Origin of the sequence: Mycobacterium sp. (assembly GCF_049608025.1) — a bacterium.
Lineage (GTDB): Bacteria > Actinomycetota > Actinomycetes > Mycobacteriales > Mycobacteriaceae > Mycobacterium.
In genome coordinates this window covers 1-19,480 of the sequence record NZ_JBMYXC010000026.1, presented here as the reverse complement: position 1 = coordinate 19,480, position 19,480 = coordinate 1, and the positions used below count along the sequence as shown (strand labels likewise).

At 62.8% G+C, this 19,480-nt stretch carries 18 protein-coding genes and 1 pseudogene; 13 read left to right on the top strand and 6 right to left on the bottom strand.

Annotated features, from left to right (window positions below):
* Positions 1–126: 126 nt before the first annotated feature.
* Positions 127–1,560, top strand: a complete 1,434-nt coding sequence (locus ACPGXI_RS10565) for a WS/DGAT/MGAT family O-acyltransferase (protein WP_526652569.1) — start codon at positions 127–129, stop codon at positions 1,558–1,560.
* 116 nt (positions 1,561–1,676) lie between these two features.
* Here the strand turns inward: ACPGXI_RS10565 and ACPGXI_RS10560 are convergent, their stop codons facing one another.
* A complete protein-coding gene (locus ACPGXI_RS10560) occupies positions 1,677–2,753 on the bottom strand; it encodes an SDR family oxidoreductase (protein WP_526652567.1) in 1,077 nt (358 codons plus the stop codon).
* A 295-nt stretch (positions 2,754–3,048) separates the two neighbouring features.
* On the opposite strand from ACPGXI_RS10560, the gene ACPGXI_RS10555 reads away from it, so the two are divergent.
* Entirely contained in the window at positions 3,049–4,452 is a 1,404-nt protein-coding gene (locus tag ACPGXI_RS10555) for a wax ester/triacylglycerol synthase family O-acyltransferase (RefSeq protein ID WP_526652565.1), read from the top strand.
* Positions 4,453–4,591: 139 nt separating this feature from the next.
* Positions 4,592–5,437: an alpha/beta fold hydrolase gene (locus tag ACPGXI_RS10550; RefSeq protein ID WP_526652563.1), complete on the top strand. Its 846-nt coding sequence runs from the start codon at positions 4,592–4,594 to the stop codon at positions 5,435–5,437.
* A gap of 85 nt (positions 5,438–5,522) precedes the next feature.
* On the opposite strand, the gene ACPGXI_RS10545 is transcribed toward ACPGXI_RS10550, so the two are convergent.
* Positions 5,523–5,993: a hypothetical protein gene (locus ACPGXI_RS10545; RefSeq protein ID WP_526652561.1), complete on the bottom strand. Its 471-nt coding sequence runs from the start codon at positions 5,991–5,993 to the stop codon at positions 5,523–5,525.
* A gap of 298 nt (positions 5,994–6,291) precedes the next feature.
* Here ACPGXI_RS10545 and ACPGXI_RS10540 point away from each other — a divergent pair, with 298 nt between their 5' ends.
* Positions 6,292–7,593 carry a DUF1254 domain-containing protein gene (locus ACPGXI_RS10540; RefSeq protein ID WP_526652559.1) on the top strand — a complete coding sequence of 434 codons (1,302 nt, stop codon included), beginning with the start codon at positions 6,292–6,294 and terminating at the stop codon, positions 7,591–7,593.
* On the opposite strand, the gene ACPGXI_RS10535 is transcribed toward ACPGXI_RS10540, so the two are convergent.
* A complete protein-coding gene (locus tag ACPGXI_RS10535) occupies positions 7,590–8,345 on the bottom strand; it encodes a phosphatase PAP2 family protein (protein WP_526652557.1) in 756 nt (251 codons plus the stop codon). The two genes, ACPGXI_RS10540 and ACPGXI_RS10535, sit on opposite strands and share 4 nt — an antisense overlap.
* A gap of 201 nt (positions 8,346–8,546) precedes the next feature.
* On the opposite strand from ACPGXI_RS10535, the gene ACPGXI_RS10530 reads away from it, so the two are divergent.
* On the top strand, positions 8,547–8,795 hold the full coding sequence (locus tag ACPGXI_RS10530) for a hypothetical protein (protein ID WP_526652555.1): 249 nt from the start codon (positions 8,547–8,549) through the stop codon (positions 8,793–8,795).
* Between the two features lie 167 nt (positions 8,796–8,962).
* Here ACPGXI_RS10530 and ACPGXI_RS10525 read toward each other — a convergent pair whose 3' ends face one another.
* Positions 8,963–9,829 (bottom strand): type 1 glutamine amidotransferase domain-containing protein, encoded by an 867-nt coding sequence (locus ACPGXI_RS10525; protein WP_526652553.1) that lies wholly within the window; start codon positions 9,827–9,829, stop codon positions 8,963–8,965.
* Between the two features lie 867 nt (positions 9,830–10,696).
* Positions 10,697–11,368 (bottom strand): hypothetical protein, encoded by a 672-nt coding sequence (locus ACPGXI_RS10520; RefSeq protein WP_526652551.1) that lies wholly within the window; start codon positions 11,366–11,368, stop codon positions 10,697–10,699.
* Between the two features lie 120 nt (positions 11,369–11,488).
* On the opposite strand from ACPGXI_RS10520, the gene ACPGXI_RS10515 reads away from it, so the two are divergent.
* On the top strand, positions 11,489–11,758 hold the full coding sequence (locus ACPGXI_RS10515) for a type II toxin-antitoxin system TacA family antitoxin (protein ID WP_526652549.1): 270 nt from the start codon (positions 11,489–11,491) through the stop codon (positions 11,756–11,758).
* Between the two features lie 3 nt (positions 11,759–11,761).
* Positions 11,762–12,265: a GNAT family N-acetyltransferase gene (locus ACPGXI_RS10510; RefSeq protein ID WP_526652547.1), complete on the top strand. Its 504-nt coding sequence runs from the start codon at positions 11,762–11,764 to the stop codon at positions 12,263–12,265.
* A gap of 15 nt (positions 12,266–12,280) precedes the next feature.
* On the opposite strand, the gene ACPGXI_RS10505 is transcribed toward ACPGXI_RS10510, so the two are convergent.
* Positions 12,281–13,930, bottom strand: coding sequence for an SWIM zinc finger family protein (locus tag ACPGXI_RS10505; protein WP_526652545.1), 1,650 nt, complete (start codon positions 13,928–13,930; stop codon positions 12,281–12,283).
* Between the two features lie 23 nt (positions 13,931–13,953).
* Here ACPGXI_RS10505 and ACPGXI_RS10500 point away from each other — a divergent pair, with 23 nt between their 5' ends.
* The 6 genes and pseudogenes from ACPGXI_RS10500 to ACPGXI_RS10475 form a co-directional block, all read left to right on the top strand.
* Complete coding sequence (locus tag ACPGXI_RS10500) at positions 13,954–15,288, top strand: IS1096 element passenger TnpR family protein (protein ID WP_526652543.1); 1,335 nt, start codon at positions 13,954–13,956, stop codon at positions 15,286–15,288.
* Positions 15,289–15,950: 662 nt separating this feature from the next.
* Positions 15,951–16,487, top strand: coding sequence for a helix-turn-helix domain-containing protein (locus ACPGXI_RS10495; RefSeq protein WP_526652541.1), 537 nt, complete (start codon positions 15,951–15,953; stop codon positions 16,485–16,487).
* Between the two features lie 12 nt (positions 16,488–16,499).
* A complete protein-coding gene (locus ACPGXI_RS10490; RefSeq protein ID WP_526652539.1) occupies positions 16,500–16,649 on the top strand; it encodes a hypothetical protein in 150 nt (49 codons plus the stop codon).
* 10 nt (positions 16,650–16,659) lie between these two features.
* A complete protein-coding gene (locus ACPGXI_RS10485) occupies positions 16,660–16,998 on the top strand; it encodes a hypothetical protein (RefSeq protein ID WP_526652537.1) in 339 nt (112 codons plus the stop codon).
* A gap of 400 nt (positions 16,999–17,398) precedes the next feature.
* Positions 17,399–18,508 carry an SDR family oxidoreductase gene (locus ACPGXI_RS10480; RefSeq protein WP_526652535.1) on the top strand — a complete coding sequence of 370 codons (1,110 nt, stop codon included), beginning with the start codon at positions 17,399–17,401 and terminating at the stop codon, positions 18,506–18,508.
* Positions 18,509–19,173: 665 nt separating this feature from the next.
* A pseudogene (locus ACPGXI_RS10475) lies at positions 19,174–19,480 on the top strand (hypothetical protein); the annotation flags it as partial.

The following is a 19,480-nucleotide window of genomic DNA, read 5'->3' as shown; positions in this document are numbered from 1 at the left end:
TCGCGAAACCTACTCGACTTCGTCGTCCAGGACGGTGTCGCAGCTAGGTATACCTAGGCCAACGCCCCGGCACGGCCATTCAAGGCGTAGCTTTGCATCAATTCCTCTGGGAGCGGGGTGGAGCCGATGAAGCGACTCAACGCCTGGGACGCGTTCTTTCTGTACATCGAAACGCCGAACGTGCACCAGCACACGTTGAAGATCGCCGTCGTGGACACGACGGACTTCGCAGATGAGGCGACGTTCGACGTGTTCGTGGAAACCTTCGAGCAGAGACTTCATCGACTGGAACCACTGAGCTACCAACTCGTCGACATTCCGCTGCACTTGCACCGCCCAATGTGGCGCGAGCGAGTAGAGCTCGACCTTGGTTATCACCTGCGCCGGGTGCAGGTGCCCTCACCCGGGGGGCGCCGGGAACTCGATGCGGTGATTGGCGAGATCGCCAGTACGCCGTTGGACCGCAACTATCCACTCTGGGAGATCTACTACGCAGAAGGCCTGGCAGACCATCGGGTCGCGATCATCTCCAAGGTCCACCATGCACTCGCCGACGGGGTCGCGTCAGCGAACCTGATGGCGCTGGCCATGGAATGGCCGGAATCGGTCGACGACGACCGGGCTGGCTATGTCGCCGACCCGGCCCCGTCGACGGCCGAGTTGCTACTCGCCGCCGGCGTGGACCACGTGGCCCAATTGCGTCGACTCCCGCAGGCATTGACGGCCGGCCTCGGCGGCCTCGCGCGCCTTCAGCAGCGAGTGCGTGAACGCGGGCAACACCCGGACCTCGCCCGGGACTTCAGCCCGCCGGCCACTTTCATGAACCATAAGCTGTCGTCGCGGCGCACGTTCGCCACCGCGACGCTGTCGCTGGCAGAGGTCAAACAAACGGCCAAGCATCTCGGCATCAAGATCAACGACCTCATACTGGCTACCGCCTCGGGAGCTCTGCGGGGCCTGCTACTGAAGTATGACGGGCAGGCAGACCAGCCGCTCATCGCCACCGTGCCGGCGAGTATCGACCTGTCACCCGATCGCATCGCCGGCAACGAGCTGAGCATGATGTCGGTATCGCTGCCGGTGCAGGTTGCGGATCCTCTTGAACGAGTGCGCCTGATCAACGTGTCCACAACGAATGCCAAGGAAGACCAAGAGTTGCTGGGGCGACGGACGATCAGCACAAGTATCGAGTACTCGCCGGCCGTGGCGGTGATAGCGATCATGCGGTGGATGTCAGGGCGTGAGACGGCGAACTCGTTCAACCTCACCATCTCGAATGTTCCAGGTCCGCGGAAACGCGGCTGCATCGCCGGTGCGGTCGTCACCGAGATCTACTCGGTAGGTCCGGTGGCTGTCGGAGCAGGCATCAATATCACGGTGTGGAGCTATGTCGATCAGCTCAACATCTCGGTGCTTGCCGACGACCGAACGCTCAGCGAGCCACACGAGGCGACTGCTGCCCTGATCCGCGCCTTCGCCGAAATTCGTTCTGCGGCTGGACTTTCCGCTCGGTTGACGGAGGTGGGCAGCGCAATGCCGCAGGCGAATGTTTCGTCCTAGCGATGAATTTATCTCGCTAGGCCTGGCCTCAACTGGTCGGCGCGACCTCACCTCGTGGTCGAATCGGACTATCGGAACACCAGAGTTGAACCGTGCCGAAGCGCGCGTCGGTGCGGTCAGACCATCGCCTCTGAGCCCACCTCCGGATGGCGGCGCATGAAGTCCACCAGCCGATCGACATACCCACGTAGCGGGGGCGGCTCTATTCCACTCCCCGCCAGGTCCGCGCGCATGTGGTCGGTGAGGTAGTGAGTGGGATGTGCAAAGTAGTCGACCGACTCAGGCGGGATACGCATCAGCCGATACAGCGGCGGGACACGGACGAGTGCCGCCTTCGCGAGTTTCCGTGGTAGCGGAATCTTGACCAGCTTGCGGTCGGTCGCTTCGGCCAGTGCCTCTGCCAGCTCGTCGGCGGTGAGCGGATGCGGATCGGCCAGCTGATAGGTCCGGCCCTCCGAAACCGACAGGCCGCTGAGGTAGGCGGCTGCGTCGACGACGAAATCCCGCGGCACGACGTTGACGCGCGTCATCGTTGGATCGCCAACAGCCGGCACCACCGCATGCTGCGGCTGCCGCAACAGCCACTGCGCTATGAAGTACGGCCCGTCGAACTTCTGCGTCTCACCCGTGCGGCTGTCACCGACCACGATTGACGGGCGGTAGATCGTCGCCGGCATACCGCCGGCCATCCTTCGCCGTACGTCGGCCTCCGCCAGGTGCTTGGTTTCCTCGTAGTAGTTGTTAAACGGTGCCCCGACCTCGAGGTCGTCCTCGCCGAACGGACCGCAAAAGCGGCCACTGACGTAGCAAGTGCTGAAGTAGTGCAGCCGCGTCAGACTCGAGCAGCCTTCGAGCGCGTCGAGGACATTGCGTGTGCCATCGACGTTTACCCGCTCCCCCACCGGCCGGCTCACTGCCAGGTCATAGACCGCGGCCAGGTGCCACGCTTCGGTAATGCCGTCCATGACATCTGCGCCAACACCCAGCCCGGGTTGCGTGATGTCGCCCTCGACCAGGCGGATCCGCCCCTCCAACGAGGGGTCCGACCCGGTGAGCTCGCTGACCCGTCGCCGCGCCATGCTGGCGAACTTGGCTTGCACCAGACACACCGCGACGCCCTGCGTCCGTCGCAAGATATGCGGTAACAGAGCGCTACCGAGAAATCCAGGGAAACCAGTCATCAATACCGTCATCGGTCTACTACTCCCTATACGTCTTTCCCTATACGTCTTGGCCATTCGCCACCGAAGTCACGGTTGGGCACCCAACCCAGCCGGGTGTCGCAATACGGAGGCTAACCGTCAGGAGATTACGCGTGGTACTGCGATTAGGTGGCACGCGCACTGCCATCTGCCGCGCACCGATAACCGTCGTCATGCGTTTGGCCATCGCCGTGGCTCCCCCCTTCGGCGTCACTATTAGGATTTCCTGATTGACCGGCTCAAATGTCGGTCTGCGGTTGCCAGCACCTCCGATGGGAGACAGGTCATGACCAAACCGATTCCACCGCTTGATCTTTCCTGGCTGCTGATCGAATCACCAGCCGGCACGACGCACGTCGGCGCGATGCTGTTGTTCAAAAAGCCGACCAGTCACGCGCCCATCGTGCGCGAGATCGTGGAGACGTACCGCGCGTACCCGCCGGCGCCGCCGTTCAACTATGTGCCGGAGCTCCTGGGTCGCAGCGGGCCCCATTTCCGGGAGGTGACGAACTGGGACCCGCGCTACCACATCGAGCACCTGGCACTCCCCGCCCGAGCCTCCTACGACGACCTGCTGCGGCTCATCGCCGATCTGCACGAGCCGCAACTCGATCGCGACCGGCCGCTCTTTCGCTGCTGGGTGATCGATGGAGTGCCGGACCGAATGTTCGCGATCTACACCAAGACTCATCACTCCATCATCGACGGTGAATCCGGCCTGAAACGGCTATACGAAGGCCTGAGCACATCCGATCGGCACACCGTCCCCAAACCTGGCTTTGCACTCGACGTGCCGGCACCCACGCCACACCCGCCGACCCCGCTCACGGAGAGAATCGCCGGCACCATCCGCGGGGCACTCACGCAGGTCGAGGCACTCAACCAGATTTCGGTCGGCGCGCTGCGCAAGGTGCTCGGCGGGCTTGTGGGATCGCATCTCGAAGGCAGCCTGCCGTTCGGGGCGCAGCACGCCCCGACCAACGAGCCGCTGAAAATCGGGCGAACCTTCGCAACACTCTCGCTTCCGCTCGAGGAGATGCACGAGGTCGGTCGGCACTTCGGGGCGACCCTCAACGACGTGGCGGTCACCGTCATCGACGCGGGGCTGCATGCCTACCTGCGCGAGACCGACCGCGCCTTCGCACACCCGTTCATCGCTATGTGTCCTGTGTCGCTGCGCGCCGACGGCGACACAGCGATCGGCACCCGAGTGTCGGCGATCTTCGTACGACTCGGCGCGCCTGGCGCGACCATGACGGAGCGGATCCACCAAGTGGTGGACTCGGTCGCCACGGCCAAGAAGGAGTTGGCCGGCTTGTCGACCGGCGCGGCGATGACCTACGCGGTCGGACTCGTCGCGCTCGCGGGCCTGGCTGCCTCCACCCACCTGGACCGCGTCGGGCACCCCGCATGCAACCTCGTCATATCCAACATTGCGGGCGCCAAGGAGACCCGGTACCTCAACGGTGCACGCCTCCTCGGCATCTACCCGGTCTCCGCACTCGCCGCCTCAGTTGGGCTCAACGCCACATTGTCCTCGTATCACGACTGCATGGACTTCGGGTTCGTCGCCAACGCCGCGACGATCGACGACCTCCCTCAACTCGCCCACCACACGCTGCAGGCCTACAAGGATCTCAAGGAAGCGGCGGGACCGCCGCCGGCACGTCCGGAGCGCGAGTCTTCCTGAACGAAGGCTTGCCCTGGCGTCTCAAACGGCGGCGCCGCCGAATATCAGGCCACCGAACCGCTAGCCGACCAAACGCCAAATCGCCTAGCATTCAGCCAGGGTTGTGAAGGTGGACTGCGACAACCGTTGGGGAGATGTCATGGAACCGCTGACAAGTCGGACCTTGACCCTCCGCGGCCACGAGCTCTCTTACCTGGACAGCGGCACGGGCCCGGTGCTGCTGTTCATCCACGGGATCCTCGGTTCGCAACAGCAGTGGAGCCACCTCATCGACAGGATGGATGACGGCCACCGGGTGATCGTGCCGGACCTCTTCGGGCACGGCGAGTCAGACAAGCCGGTAGGAGACTATTCCCTCGGCTCCCAAGCGGCAACGATGCGCGACCTGCTGGACCGCCTCGACATCGACCGGGTAAACCTCGTCGGACACTCCCTCGGCGGGGGGATCGCGATGGTGTTCTACTACCTGTTTCCGGAGCGCGTCGATCGGATCGTGCTTGTCGGGAGCGGCGGGCTTGGCCGGGAGGTCAACCCGATCCTGCGATCGGCGACGCTGCCCGGGGCCGGATGGGTCCTGCCCGTCCTCGCATCGCGGTGGATGCTTTCGCGGGCCGAGGGCGTCGGGCGGGCCCTGGCCAAGGTGGGCTGGACACCCAGCTCGGACATCACCGCGATCTGGCGGGGCTTCACCTCGCTCGGCGATGCGGCGAGCCGGCGCGCCTTCCTTGCCACGACCCGCGCCGTCATCGACCCCGGGGGCCAGACTGTCAACGCCCACGACTACCTGCCCGACACCCTGCCGATTCCGACGCTCATCGTCTGGGGCTCCCGGGACCGGATGATCCCGGCATGGCACGCGATCAGTGCACAGGGGTCGATGCCGTGGTGTCGCATCGAGTTGTTCGACGGAGCCGGCCATTTCCCGCACCTCGATGAACCGGACCGCTTCGCCGACCTGGTGCGTGACTTCATCGCGACGACCTAACGTCAATCATCGCCCAAGTCGGAGTCTGCGCCGAGCGGACACTGTCACGTTGATTGGAAAATATTGAGCGAGGTCGAGCCATCGATCAGGCAGTACTGGGCAGATCATCCTTTGTTGAGCTGGCGTCTGGTGATGTCGGCTCAGTGGCTGTAGGGGCCCAGCCAACGTAGGTCAGATACAGCCCGACCAGGCCGAAAACGATGCAGAACGCCACCCACAGTGCTTGCGCGCCGATCATGCCGTCAGCAAGTGAAACGACGGGCGTGGGGAAGACCAGATACAACAGCCCCTCCAGTACGGCAAGCCAGCCCACCACGGACACGATAATCGCCGCAGCCCCTCGCCAATATGGATGAAAAGCGACAACGACAAGGCCGAACAGCAGAGCCAATACGCCGCTCAACCAGCTCACCATTGAATTGGCGTCAAGCTCGGAAAACAATGCTTGCATGTCCGAGGCGCGCACCACCGCCGCCACGCAGGCAATGACAATGTAGGGACCGATCACACGGCAGAACATGCGCGTCCTGGTCTGCGATTGTTGTGAAACGTTCATTGCCCTGCCTCCATCTGATGCCCACATCACAAAGACCTACTGCTATCCGATCATTTTCCGAGGTGCGTTGATAGAGCACGAAGTCCCGCCCGCCCACGGCGCGCTGTGGCTTGTTTCTTGGCCTACCGATACCTGCTGCTGTCGCGCTATTCGCCACCGTTGTCCCTCGCTGTGGGTGATGTCTCCTGACGCGCTATCACACCAAGAGGTGCGGATAGGCTTGGCGGCGCGGGCGGACGTTGGGCGATTCGACATCCGCGCCACTGCACAGTCAGTCAATTGAAAAGGGGACGATGTCGTGACCACGTTGTCAACCGACCTGCGGACGCTCAGCTACGAGGCTTTCATCTACTTCTATCCGCTGGTGACGATGGACATCACCCGACTGCAGGCCATCAACCGGGCGGACGGCCCATTGGCCTGCGCCCCGAACCAGTTTCAGCACATCCGTGCCTACCCAGACGCTGATTTCCGCGCCGTGGTGCGACCTAACTTTGACACCCTCTACTCCACGACTTGGCTGGACCTGACTGGTGGCCCGGTCATCCTTGGTGTCCCCGACACCGGAGATCGGTACTTCATGCTGCCGCTACTCGATATGTGGACCGATGTCTTCGCCAACCCGGGCAAGCGAACCTCCGGCACAGGTGAGCAGAAGTATGTAGTGGTCGGGCCAGGATCAACGGGGCCACTGCCTGACGGCATCCCGGTCATCAAGTCTCCGACGCCCTACGCGTGGATCATCGGTCGTACTCAGACCAACGGCCCGGACGACTACTCCGCAGTGCATGCCGTGCAGGACGGCTACTCCATCACTCCGCTGACGCCGCCGGCGCCTCACGTAAAGGATGACAGCTTCGACGTATCGACTGAGCCGCCGCGCAAAGTCAACAGCATGGCTGCGCTGGACTACCTGACCTATGCCGCCGATCTGCTCGCAGTGAATCCGCCTCACACCACGGATTTTTCGATCATTGCCCGACTGGCGAATATCGGCATCTATCCGGGTAAGCCCTTCGACGCAGGGCGATTCACTGCAGCCGAGCGGACCGAGATTGAGGCCGGCAAGCAGGACGCGCTGACGGCGCTACAGTCCGGCGCGACAGCGCTGGGCAACATCATCGACGGCTGGATCAGTGTCACCGAGAACATGGGGGTTTACGGAAACTCCTACTTCCGCCGTGCGCAGGTCACGCTGGTCGGGCTAGGCGCCAACCCCCCCGAGGATGCGGTCTACCCGCTGCTGTTCACAGACACGACCGCCCAGCAGCCATCCGGGGAGAACGACTACGTCATCCGCTTTGACGCCGACAAGCTGCCGCCGGTCGATGCGTTCTGGTCAGTGACGATGTACGACGAAGAGGGTTACCAGGTGGCCAACGAAATCAATCGATTCGCTATCGGTGATCGCGACGCCCTGAGGTACAACACGGACGGCTCGCTGGACTTGTACTTGCAGCACACCAATCCAGGACCGGAACGGGAGTCGAACTGGCTCCCAGCCCCGCGGGGCCCGCTCGGCGTGACGATGCGGCTCTATGCGCCAACGCGTGCGGTGCTCGACGGCGCCTGGACCCCACCGCCGGTACGCAGGGCCTAACGCCCGGGCCGAACATCATTCTTGCCCGTGGGTCCCGATTGGCCGCCTTGTGCAGCAGCAGACCGGCGCTGATTCGTGGCACTCAAGGTCGCGGCGCCCAGGGTCACTATCGCCCCGCCAAGAATCATCCCGCCGATGACATCGCTGAAGGTGTGCGCTCCGCAGTACACCGCGACGAAGGCGATGACCAGAACGCCGGCAACCACCGGCACCGCTAGCGCTGTCTTGGCAGCGCGACTCCAACCGACCCCAAGGCACACCGCGATTAGGCCGAGCAGCGCAGCGTTAGCCGTGACATGACCAGAGGGAAACGAGTGCTCGAAGTAAGACGGTGACGACCTTCCTTGCAACTCCGCCACCGCGGTGGACGTCCGCCCCACTATCGCCTTTAACGTGTGCTCCGCTACGACGCCAAATCCGACCCCGCCGACCACCAGGAACGCCGGAATCACCGAACGCGCCCGAAACGAGAGCAGCCCGCCGCACACCGCAGCGACACTCGCAACGTGCATCGGTGAACCCACGAAACGGAAGATCCCTCTCGCATCCACACGCCCCCTGCGGGATCTGTGAGCCTCGAACCAAGTCTCAACGGACGCGTCGAGCGCCGCCAGCCACTCGGCGTTTATCCCCACCGCCAGCACCCCTAGGGCGGTGAACAATCCGGCGGCGAGAAAGAACAACGCGAACCGGCCCCGCCTGAACAGGGCGAAACCTCCGAGAACCAGGGCGATGACAACTAGCGCAATCAATGTGATGTCAATAGTCGAACAGTGTGCCGCATGCGCTAGCGGTGAGCACAAAGTTGGTGAATAGAGCGGCCCACCAGACCGCCAATGACAGCCATCGCGTCACAGCGAGCACCCCCGCAGAAGTGTGAGTGCTGTCTCCTTTGCTTCTCATTTCTGGCGAAGTCTGTAACTTGGAACGTAAGCACACCGAAAGGAATTGAGATGAAGGCTCCGCTCAATATGCTTGCCGCCCTGCTCGTCGCTGGCGGCGCTTCTTTCGGGATCGCTGCGGCGCCAGTTGCGCTCGCTGCCACACCAGCTGCGCATGCCGGGCACGCTGCGCACGCCACACAGTCGCTCCTACCGAGTTGCGTCCACACCGAAGCAGGCGGCGGAAGGCAGGGCGGCTTTGCCACGCTGTGCGAGACACCCGGCAACGCCCAACTCGACTCACGGCCAGGCGTGCTCTGAGGCATGGGCGGCCGCCGAAGATAACCTCCCCGCCACCCTGCGGGCCGAACCCGTCGACGGCCGAATTGTTCTAGCCGACTACGAGTTCCAAGCCGGCGGCAACCAGGTGCCCGTGCGCCAGCACACTGAAGGTGACTCAGCGCTGTCCCGAATCTAAAGATTCGTCTTCAACTCGCTCGCCCGCCGAGCTTGCGGGACAGCACTTTCGCGAACGTATGAGTGTCCCCGGGCCAACGGCCGGACACATAGGTTCCGTCGTCGACGACAAAGGCCGGACGTGAGTCAGTCATCGAGTCGCGGGCAAGTCCCCAGGTCTTCTTCCGCCATTGCTCGCTGCCGCGCACGACATCACTAAAATCGGCGGGATCTTTTAGCGCACGGGTCACTTCGGCCTGCACAGACATGTACCCGGCGGGCTGGCCGGGCTCCTCGGTGTAGGTCCGGTAGTAGTTGGGATCCCAGAAACGAGTGAGGCGCGAGATTCGCCACGCGCTGCGTTCGAGTTGCCATGTCAGTGAGGTGGTTTTGCGGCCGTATAACACCGAGTGGCCCGTCGCCGAATCAACGCTGCGAGCCGCCAGCAATACCCCATGACAGATCGCCGCGACGAACAACTGGCGCTTGAACGCATCGACCACAAGACGTTGAAGGGTCGGGCTGTCGATGTAGCTGCGCATCCCGCGGGCGCGATGGCCGCCCGGCAGCAGCAGCGCGTCGATGCCCTCTAGCGTCGCGTTCATCCACGCGATCGGGTGTTGGTACTCGGTTGATTGCAGCATCTGCGAATATGCCCGACGCGCGTCCGGGTTTGCGCGAAGCATCCGGCCGACGACGGCGACTCGCTCGATTACCGGCACGGCAGACCAAAAATCGAGACCACGACCGGTCAGCATGATGTCATCTGCACACGCCGGCGCGCCGCTCTCCGTCGCGAAAATCACCCGATGACCGTCACGGGTCAACACCAGCCAGCTAACAGCGACCTCGGTCGGGTCGAAGTCCAGGTCGGGGATCGGTAGCAGCACGGTGCCCATCTCAGCAACTTACCGTCCTCGATGATTCCTGCGATACGGCCAACCGAATGTGGGATCGAGTTCGCGTCAGTGAGATCCTGCTCCCATAATGGTCCCCGCGGAAACCGCGCCGGGTGATGTCCGGCCCTCGAAACTGCCAGGGCACACAATGGCGGAGCCGCGGCTTCACTGGTCTGCTAACTCCGGCGCCAGCACCGGGATTGCTGTCTTGTCCGAAGGTCCGACACCATCGATTCACTTAGCGATGATGTCGCGATCGAAATCGCGCGTAGCGCCGACGGATCGCGCGTCGTCTTCCCCGCGTTGGACGCCTAATTCCTCTGCTGTGCAATGATTTAGGATCATGGTCAGCCAGAATGACCGTGGAGAAGACGCCCGTCAGGGACGTCGGGTGATCCACCACGGCCTCGGCCACTAGGCCGCCTGTAGCCGCAGAGATCTAGAGGGCGGACCGGTTGAGTGACCAACTCTGCCAACGAAATCGGCTCTCGCTTCGATGATCAACAGCCGTATTGATGTTGACACGGTGTGTACCCACCAGGATTCCATGTTCCAGGCGTGCCCTTTACTGTCGAACAGTTGCTGAACGCCAGGTAGCACGACTGTCCGTATCCATTGCAGACAGAATAGTAAGGCGGATACGGATTGGCAGACGTGCAGTTTCGCGGTGCCGCAGTCGTTGCTGCTGGCACGGCAAAAATGTGAAAAATGGCCAACACCGTGATCGCGATTATTTTCGACATGAATACCACCTCTATCGTGTGCTGACCGGCCATGGAATCGAGCCAGCGTAGTTACCGTTGCCCAATAGTCTGGATGTCGCTGCCGGCTCCGGGTGACGGTGAGCCATCAGGTTGTCGCCCGTCATCAGTTCCCGCCGTCGCGGGTTCGCTGAATCTGGTTCTTGATCTCGCGGTAGGCGTGGACTCGCGCCATCACCGCGTCTGCGGCCGAATCCGTCGGCGTGGTGTCCGGGGTTGCCTCAATCCCATAGAGCATGGCGCTCAACTTGCCGTGCAACTCGGCACGTTGCTCGGCAGTGCGAGCGTCCTTGCGTTCGGTGCGCAGCGATTTGTCGATGAGATGGGCTTCGGTTGCACACTTGCCGATCAGTTGCACGCGTTCGATAGCGGTGCGTTCCAGATTGGTGGCTGTGCTCTTGGCTTCTGCGAGGATTCGGCGGTCATCAGCACTGGGCTTGTCCAAGGTGGACAACTCCGTAGCGATTTTGCGCAGCGCATGGACTTTCTGAAAATTGTCGGTGATCCCCTGGATATCGGCGGTGAAGTCAACATCGCCGAGCCATCCTGCGCGGGCAGCCTCTGATGCGACAACCTGTTTCACCGCAGCTTGCGCGGAGTCGACCCGTGCGGCATTCTTGGCGCCGAGCTTCTCGACGCGCTGTTGCTTTTCCTTACGAGATCGCTCTTCCCGTTGCCGCTTGGCAGCAGCTGCTTGTGCTGCCCGCTCCACACGCGCCTGCTCCTCGGCTTCAGCGTGGCGTTCTTGGGCGATAGAACCTACCTTGACGATGACCACAATGAGAACCGCAACCGCGGCGAGCCACAAACCCTCACTAGCCGTGTACGTACATTCACCGTACAATCAAGCTATCAATAGCCAGAGCAGAGATGACTGAGGAAAGAAGGCGGCGTCGTTGTGACAGTCAAAACGAAGCGCATCGAGCTTCGCGCGGAGCAAGCGACCTTGGATCGTATCCACCGCGCCGCCAACCTTGTCCACGAGCAGACATCGGAGTTCGTACGAAAAGCGGCGATGCAACGGGCCGAAGACATCCTGCGTCAGGAGCTGGTAACGGCAATGGAACCCGAACAGTTCGACAAATTGATGTCCTCGCTCGATGTTGCTGACGACGCACCGCGGCTGGCGGCAGCCGCACGCAAAGCAGCGGTCTTCACTAGGCGTTAAACAATGTTCGAGTCCACGCGACTCACCGACGACCACACGTTGGAAGGATTCGACTGCGGTAAGCAGACGCTGAATGCCTGGCTCATCGCCCATGCGCGTCGCGCGGATAGCAGCGGAGTCGCACATGTCTACGTGTGGACCCCGCTCGGCGAACAGAAAGCCAGCGCCTATTTCGCGATCTGCCCCACCGAAGTAGTACGCAACGACGACGGCGTCTCGGGATCCATGGCCGGCGACTACTCCCGCATTCCCGGATACTTGATCGCCCGCCTGGCCATCGACAGGTCGCTGCGGGGTCAGGGATATGGCGAGCAGCTGCTCCTCGACGCGCTAGGCAAAGCCGTCGCCGCATCGGAAATCGGCGGCGGCCGACTCATCGTCGTTGATGCCAAAGACGATGAGGCGCGATCCTTCTACGAGCACTACCACTTCGTCCCCGTCCGTAACCGCGAGCGCCGTTTGGTCATGAAGGTGTCCACAGCGGCGAAAGCGCTCGGCGAGCGCTGACAGGAGTGAGGTCGCTCAGAGCCCCTTCGCTTGGAGCGCCTTCATCAGCGAGGGGCGCCTGCCGTAGTCGTGCCGAATCTTGGCGATGTATGAGGCGAAATCAGAGCTGCGGCCGCCCCTTTCATATAGCTTGGCCATCGTTGCCAGCGTCGCGGCAATGCCCGGGTAGAGCTTGGTGTTGGGGCGCTGCAGATCATTCTCAAGCTGCGGCCGGTACAGGTCGGCAGCGGCTATCGGCCGAACCTCCGCCCCCTGGGTAGCGAGTTCCTGCCATGCCCAGCCGGCACCATAGCGGTCGGCCGCCTCCCAGGCAGCGTCCACGTCTCCCTCGCTCAGTGAAAGCTGAACCAGGACCGACCCGGCGCTGGGGCCACCAGCCAATTTTCGCGCGTGGTCGAACGCCCAGGCGCGTTCGGTATCGGCGCAATCGATGGTGGCGGCGAAATCCAGCAAGGCCCGATAGGCGCGGATCGTGGGTTGCCGGACGAAATCGCCACGTAGAACATCGATCGCATCGTCGATGCGGCCGAGTTCCCGGTAGGCCTCGGCGACCGCAGATGGGCTCAGCCAATAGTCATTTCCGCCGACCTGGCTGCTGATTCGGTCTTCGGCGACCGCTCGATCGATCCAGTCCACCACCTCGTCGTCGCGTCCGGCCTCCCGCAAGCGAGCGATGATCGCCCCGTATTGCCGGCGCTCCCGGTCGTTGAGCAGGGCGACGGCCCGGTCGACGTCGCCGTCGTGATCGGCAAGTTCCAGCAACATGGCGTCGACCTCAAACCGGCTCAAGTGGTCGCGACCGGCGTGCTGACGGTCCAACTCCGCGACCGCCGCGCGGTAGGTTGCGAGCGCATGGTCGTCGAACACATCGACGAAATCCGCGAGCACCAGCGTCGGCCATCCCGGAGAGGTGGCACGAAAACTCGCCAGCCACCCGGCGAGTTCGGCCGGGTCGGGCGCCCCGAGGCGACACGCTTGCGCGTACAGCTCAGCGGCCCGCTCGCATTCAACTCCGATCGCCCCCGACGAGTCGTCAGCCTGCTCGGTGGTCGCGCGCAGCAGGGTCAATGCGCATCGCAAGGCCGGTCGCACGATTTCGGCGGCCCCTGAGTTCAGATGGTTCTCAAGCTCGTCGAGTACTTCACTGGCTTCCTGTGCGACCGCGTAGGACTCGCGATAGTCGACGAATCCGCGGAACTCCAGGGCGTTTCGCACGTGAGCCTCGAACTCGGCTTTCGCGGTCGTGTCGTCGCCGAATGCGGCCGTGGCACGAACCTCCAGCATCCTGCGCACTTCGCCGTCGCGATGAGCGAGGGTCATGACGAGTTCGCGAAGCTCGTCGACGTCCATCCCCTGCACGGTCGCTTCCAGCGTCGATGCTGCTTGAGGGACGTCGTCGATGGCGCCGCTGTCGATCACCGCGAGCCCGACCGCCACCAGGTGCTTGCAGAAGTTGCCGTCGGCATGGTGCGGGCACGTGCACGATCCATCGGGTTGCGGACCGGACCAGTCCAGCTCCACGATGTAGACCCGCTTGGCCTGCACCGAGGCATACGCCTTCTCGGCAGTGATCCGGAGACCTCGAACGTATCGGACGTAGTCTTGACCACGGGCAAAGCTCCGGTCACCGGCCTCCTCCAGCAGCGCCCTCTCCGACAACGGCATACCGACACCCTAAGGTTGGCCCCATGAGTGCTCGCCCATACCTGCGGCTGGTACCCGAACCGCAGTTGCGCCCGGATCTGCGGCACGCGCGACGGGGTGATGTCGTCGTCTACCGGGTCCAGGTGCAACTCGATGGCAGCGATCCGACGATTTGGCGCCGGCTGGACCTGCGCTCGAACCTGACGCTGGACATTCTGCATCAGGTCCTGCAGGTGGCGTTCGATTGGACCGACTCGCACCTGCATCGGTTCTCACTCGGCGGCGGCGCCTTCGATGACCACAGCCAAGTGTTCCTCTGCGCGTACGACGTGGACAACAAAGAGTGGCCAGAGGACGACGACGGGATACCCGCCGCCGAGACTCGACTCGACGAAACCCTCGGTGAGCCCGGCGACGTCCTGCACTACCTCTACGACTACGGCGATAATTGGGAGTTGACGCTGCGCCTCGAAGAGGTGCTTCCCGCGCAGACCGACTGTCCTGCAGCGGTCGTCGTCGATGGTGAGCGCGCTGCCCCACCGGAGGACTGCGGGCACCTTGTCGACGCCGACGGCCTCGCCGAGGTGCTTCCCGACCCCGCGCTTTTCGAGCTGGAACGGATCAACAAAGGGTTCGGCGACGCGTACTTCGCGCTACGCGAGGCAGGCATCGACCTACGCCTGGTCGACCTGGTTCATCGGCTCGCGTGCACCTCCTACGGCAACGGCCTGACGACGGCAGCACTCACGCTGGCCGATTCGCGACCGCTGAACACTGCCACTGTTGGTGCCAACCTTGGTGCCTACCAGTGGTTGTTGGACCGCGCCAAAGACAGCGGCATTCCATTGACGGCTGCCGGATACCTCAAACCGGCTGACGTGGAAGCTGCCGCCAAAGTCGTTCCGACAATGAATGATTGGATCGGCAAGCACAACCGTGAGATCCAATGCTACCCATTGCTGCAGTTCCGCGAAGGCATGCAGTTACTAGGGCTGCTGCGCAAACACAAGGGCACCCTGTTGCTGACCAAGGCAGGTGTAGCGGCTCAACGTGACACCGGCAGACTGTGGGAGCATCTGGCCGAACGGCTGATTCCCAAATCCGACAAGACGTTTCAGGCGCAGGCAACACTGCTTGTCCTGGCGTTTGCAGCGGCTTCGACCGGATCCCGTCTGCCGTTCGACACGATAGCTGCGTTGCTGGCCGAACTCGGCTGGCGCTACTCCGACGGTCGGCCTATCTCGGAGTCCGCCGTGCGCCAGCTCCCCGTCTACGACGTTCTGATCAACGTGACCGATCAGCCCGTCACCCGGACGCGGCGGGACATCGTCAGTCCCGCGGCAGCAGCTTTGGCGCGCAGGGCGCTCGGCGGGAGCTGACCGCCTCTGCCATACTGCGGACGACCCGGAAGTCGATCTCCAACGGCTTCCCGAAGCACGGCGAGCCCCAACAGCCTGGAAAACTTCAGGACTGGTTCCCGACCCACGCACAATGCGCAGATAGACCTGCGACTACCCCACTTGACCAGCGTTCAACTACAGGACGAAGACAGCGCCCTCCGCTGCGCCGCGCAAGTGCATAGGCGCGCATAGCGTGCATGACGTGCAGTCGAACCGGCCGAAAACTCCTCTGGATGAGTCCGGTAAACGCGCCGCCAACAGCCGTTTGGTCCCAGATTGATCGACACACCACGCAAAGAATCGGGCCGAGAATCCGTGTTATCGCACGCCAAGGCCCACTTATCTATGTCGGGCTGAAAGGATTTGACCCCGCGACCATTTGACCCCCAGGAAGTAGCGGTAGGACGTTTTCCCAGTTCACGTTTGGTTTTCGCGGTCAGAGCACCGTGTGTGACGTTCATGGACGCGCAGGTCGTTCAGCATCGCGCATAACGTGTGGTCCCAGGATGGTCCCAGCGATGGCGCGGTTTCGCAGACTTTGAAGGTGTTCGGGTTAAGCACCGGCAACGCAGCGGCCCTCATCTTGCGGTATTATTCGAACGTTCCAAACATTATTTCGGATAGTTCAGATGGGAGCGGACATGAGCGCCGAGGCCGCAGAGACAGCCACCTTCATCCCCGAGGATCCTGACGCGCTCGCTTCGGTCGTCGGGTTTCTCGCTACCCATGAACGACTCCGAGGAACGGTGGCATCGCCTAGTTATGCCCTCGTGGGGATCGGTGAACATGACCGCATCGAGTTGCCGCGTTCAGTACACCAAGCGTTGGCCAAGGTCGTCGCGGCGTTGCATGCCGGCAAGGCAGTCACCATCGCCCCGCAGACGATGAAGTTAACCACCCAACAGGCGGCAGATCTGTTAGGAGTCAGCCGACCGACGGTGGTCCGCCTGATCACCGACGGGACGTTGCCGGCGGAGCGGATCGGCAATCGTCACCGACTATTACTCGACGATGTTCTCGCCTACCGTGAGCAGCGCCGCAATCGCCAGTACGAGGCGCTGGCGGCCACAGCGGTCGAAATCGACGCTGACGACGATCCGGAAGTCGTTCGCGAGCGGCTGCGCGAAGCACGTAGGGTCGTCGCCGAACGGCGGCGTTCCAAGGCGCCAACGCGCTGACAACATCGACGAATGTTCGCCGCGATGTTGGACACCTCGGTGCTGTGGCCCAGCCTGCAGCGCGACTTTCTGCTTTCGCTCGCGGTCGAGGGGTTGTATCGGCCGTTGTGGTCCACTGCGATCCTCGATGAGTTGAGTTATCACGAGGAGTACGGCCTTTGATGACGCCATCGTGGCGAATTGGGAAGGCTTGGAAGGCACGTTCGGGCTGCCCGACATCGACGACGAACACGTGGTGGCGGCTGCACTGGTTGGAGGCGCGGACGTGATCGTCACCAGCAACTTGAAAGACTTTCCACCGCAACGAATCCCCAATCCAGTCAAAGTGATCTCACCTGCGCAGTTCGCGGCCGATACCGTCGCGGTCTCCCCCGACGCCGCCCATCACGCGGTGATTGCCATGGCTTCCCGATTTGTTCGGCCTCTGTCCAGCGTCGAAAAGATCCTTGACCACTTAATGGCACGCTACGGCATGATCGAAGCTGTCGAACTCATCCGCGGCGTCGAGTAGCTGACACTCAGGGAGAAGGGATCGCTAACGGTATCGAGAGTTTCCCGGGTGAACTTGACACCCTGCGTGCCGACAATGCGCGGTTACGTCGTCTGCTTCAATTGAGCGAGGAACAGGCACGTGCGGCCGCCGGTGACCAGGCGACACTGACCGGGGCTCCGACCGCCCCAGTGACAATGAGCTCCGGCTCTGCCGATAAGGTCCGGTTCTTCTTCGATCTGTTCCGTTGTGCACCGATGTTTACGCGGTGCGTTGGGAGAATCATCGAGATGGCCGATCGGGGTGGATGCCGGCGATCAAAGGCTATTGGCGCAAAGGGATGAATCGGGAGGGAACCGTCGCCGCCAGCTCTGCCAGACTGAGCGCAAGCCCTGAGTCGACCCGAAGGAGAGAAACTACCGTGAGCAGATCATCGACGGCGATAGACCCGGTAGCGCCGGTGCTTGTAACGGGTGCCAGCGGCTACATCGGCAGCTGGATCGTCCGGTCGCTCCTTGAGGGGGGCTACATCGTGCACGGCACGGTGCGCAACCCACAAAAGACTTCTGGGCTGGAGCATCTACACCACCTGTCAGAGGCTCACCCGGGTCGGCTCCACCTATTCAAAGCCGACCTGCTCGACCCCGGCAGCTTCGACAAAGCCATGGGCGGTTGCGAACTCGTGATCCACACCGCATCGCCGTTTATCCTCTCCGGATTCAAGGATGCGCAGGAGGCGCTGGTCCGCCCGGCGTTGGAGGGCACCCGAAACGTGCTCGACTCGGTCGGCCGTACACAAACCGTCAAGCGGGTGGTGCTGACGAGCAGCGTGGTCGCGATCTACGGCGATAACTGTGAGTCTCGGGATGTCCCCGGGGGCGTCTTCACCGACGAGCACTGGAATACCACCAGCAGCGTCGAGCACCAACCGTATCCGTATTCCAAGACCGTGGCCGAGCGGGAGGCCTGGCGTTACCAGAAGGCCCAGGACCGGTGGGACATGGTCACCGTCCACCCCGGTCTGGTGCTCGGACCTTCACTCACCAGTGCCAGCGAATCGGCCAGCCTAGCCACAATGAAGCAGTTCACCGACGGCACCCTGCTGGCCGGAGCGCCCGCGTTGACCATGGGTGTGGTGGACGTGCGTGATGTCGCCGAGGCCCACCTGCGCGCCGGGTTCACCCCAGAGGCCCACGGCCGCTACATCGTCAACGCTGAATCACTGACACTGCTGGAGATCGGCAAGATCCTGCGCCGCCGGTTCGGCCCCCTCTACCCCTTCCCCCGCGGGACGGCAAACAAATCGATGGTGAAAGCAATCGCACCAATAGTCGGGTTTACGAGAAAGTTCATTGAACTCAACGTTGGTTACCCCCTCGCGTTCGACAACAGCCGCAGCCGAAGCGAGTTGGGACTGACCTACCGGCCCGTCGAACAGACCATCACCGAGCACTTCCAGCAGATGATCGACGACGGCCTAGCCCGGCGCATTCCGGGGAGTCACTGGCTAAGGAGCGCACCCTCGCGATAGACAGGATCGAATTATCAGACTGCTGGCCCTAACGAACTCAACCTGCCCCAAGGTCCGGCGTTCAGGTGGCTGACCACGGTACCCTCCACCCTCGCTGCGCCGGTCGAGGCAGTTGATGATGTCGAAGCCGCGGCAGTCGTGTTTTCGGGACGGGTCGCTGTGGGGCACCGTGTGGACACCACACGAGCCGCGGTCAATGGCTACGGTTCGGCGCTCGGCCTGTGAGAACGCACGTTCGAGCTGGTTGGGGTATGGCGTTGTGGTACGTACCCCCGGGGGGTATGAAAAAAGCGGCTCCGGATTCCTCCGAAACCGACTCTGACCTGCTGGTTTACTTGTCAGGCTGACAGGATTTGAACCTGCGACCACTTGACCCCCAGGGAGCTCAAGAACGTGATCCGCTGTTGCATCGCGTCGCGTTAGTACCGGTCAGGGCGGTTTGCCCGTCTCAGCTATGTCGCCTTATCCGGCTAGTTTGAGCATGCCTTGGGACACTGGTGGGACACTGGGCTACGCGGCGATCAACCATCAGCCCGAGATATCCGGGTGTCTCAATTCCGGGCATCTAGGGCCCCGAAGATGACCTTAGGTGCATGGTGCGGCGGCGCCACCCATGCCACAAATTGAGAGATTCTCGTATCATGTTGCAGCAAGGGAGGCCCCCGATGAATCAGCGATCAACCCACTGCGACCGCCCCGCAGCGCGGGAGGTTCGCGGTGAGATTCTGCGTTCACGGAACACGTTCTGGAAGCCCTCCGACCTCAAACTGCCGCCGTCCACTGCGCAACGTTTGCTCGCTGAGCTGGTGGCCAACGAGGATCTGCGCCACATCCGTAAAGGTCTGTACTGGCGTGGAATCAAGACACCCCTCGGGATGGCATCGCCCTCCCCCGCGACGCTGGCTGCCCGGCTTGCTGGCGGACGGGGCATCGGCCCGTCTGGGCTGTCTGCCGCCAATGCGCTGCGCCTGT

Bases quoted from the DNA above. Each gene is read 5' to 3' on its own strand.
- ACPGXI_RS10550 (WP_526652563.1), top strand. From the start codon at position 4,592: ATGGAACCGCTGACAAGTCGGACCTTGACCCTCCGCGGCCACGAGCTC.
- ACPGXI_RS10525 (WP_526652553.1), bottom strand. From the start codon at position 9,829: ATGGGCACCGTGCTGCTACCGATCCCCGACCTGGACTTCGACCCGACC.
- ACPGXI_RS10530 (WP_526652555.1), top strand. From the start codon at position 8,547: ATGAAGGCTCCGCTCAATATGCTTGCCGCCCTGCTCGTCGCTGGCGGC.
- ACPGXI_RS10490 (WP_526652539.1), top strand. From the start codon at position 16,500: ATGTTCGCCGCGATGTTGGACACCTCGGTGCTGTGGCCCAGCCTGCAG.
- ACPGXI_RS10545 (WP_526652561.1), bottom strand. From the start codon at position 5,993: ATGAACGTTTCACAACAATCGCAGACCAGGACGCGCATGTTCTGCCGT.
- ACPGXI_RS10560 (WP_526652567.1), bottom strand. From the start codon at position 2,753: ATGACGGTATTGATGACTGGTTTCCCTGGATTTCTCGGTAGCGCTCTG.
- ACPGXI_RS10555 (WP_526652565.1), top strand. From the start codon at position 3,049: ATGACCAAACCGATTCCACCGCTTGATCTTTCCTGGCTGCTGATCGAA.
- ACPGXI_RS10500 (WP_526652543.1), top strand. From the start codon at position 13,954: ATGAGTGCTCGCCCATACCTGCGGCTGGTACCCGAACCGCAGTTGCGC.
- ACPGXI_RS10505 (WP_526652545.1), bottom strand. From the start codon at position 13,930: ATGCCGTTGTCGGAGAGGGCGCTGCTGGAGGAGGCCGGTGACCGGAGC.
- ACPGXI_RS10495 (WP_526652541.1), top strand. From the start codon at position 15,951: ATGAGCGCCGAGGCCGCAGAGACAGCCACCTTCATCCCCGAGGATCCT.
- ACPGXI_RS10565 (WP_526652569.1), top strand. From the start codon at position 127: ATGAAGCGACTCAACGCCTGGGACGCGTTCTTTCTGTACATCGAAACG.
- ACPGXI_RS10510 (WP_526652547.1), top strand. From the start codon at position 11,762: ATGTTCGAGTCCACGCGACTCACCGACGACCACACGTTGGAAGGATTC.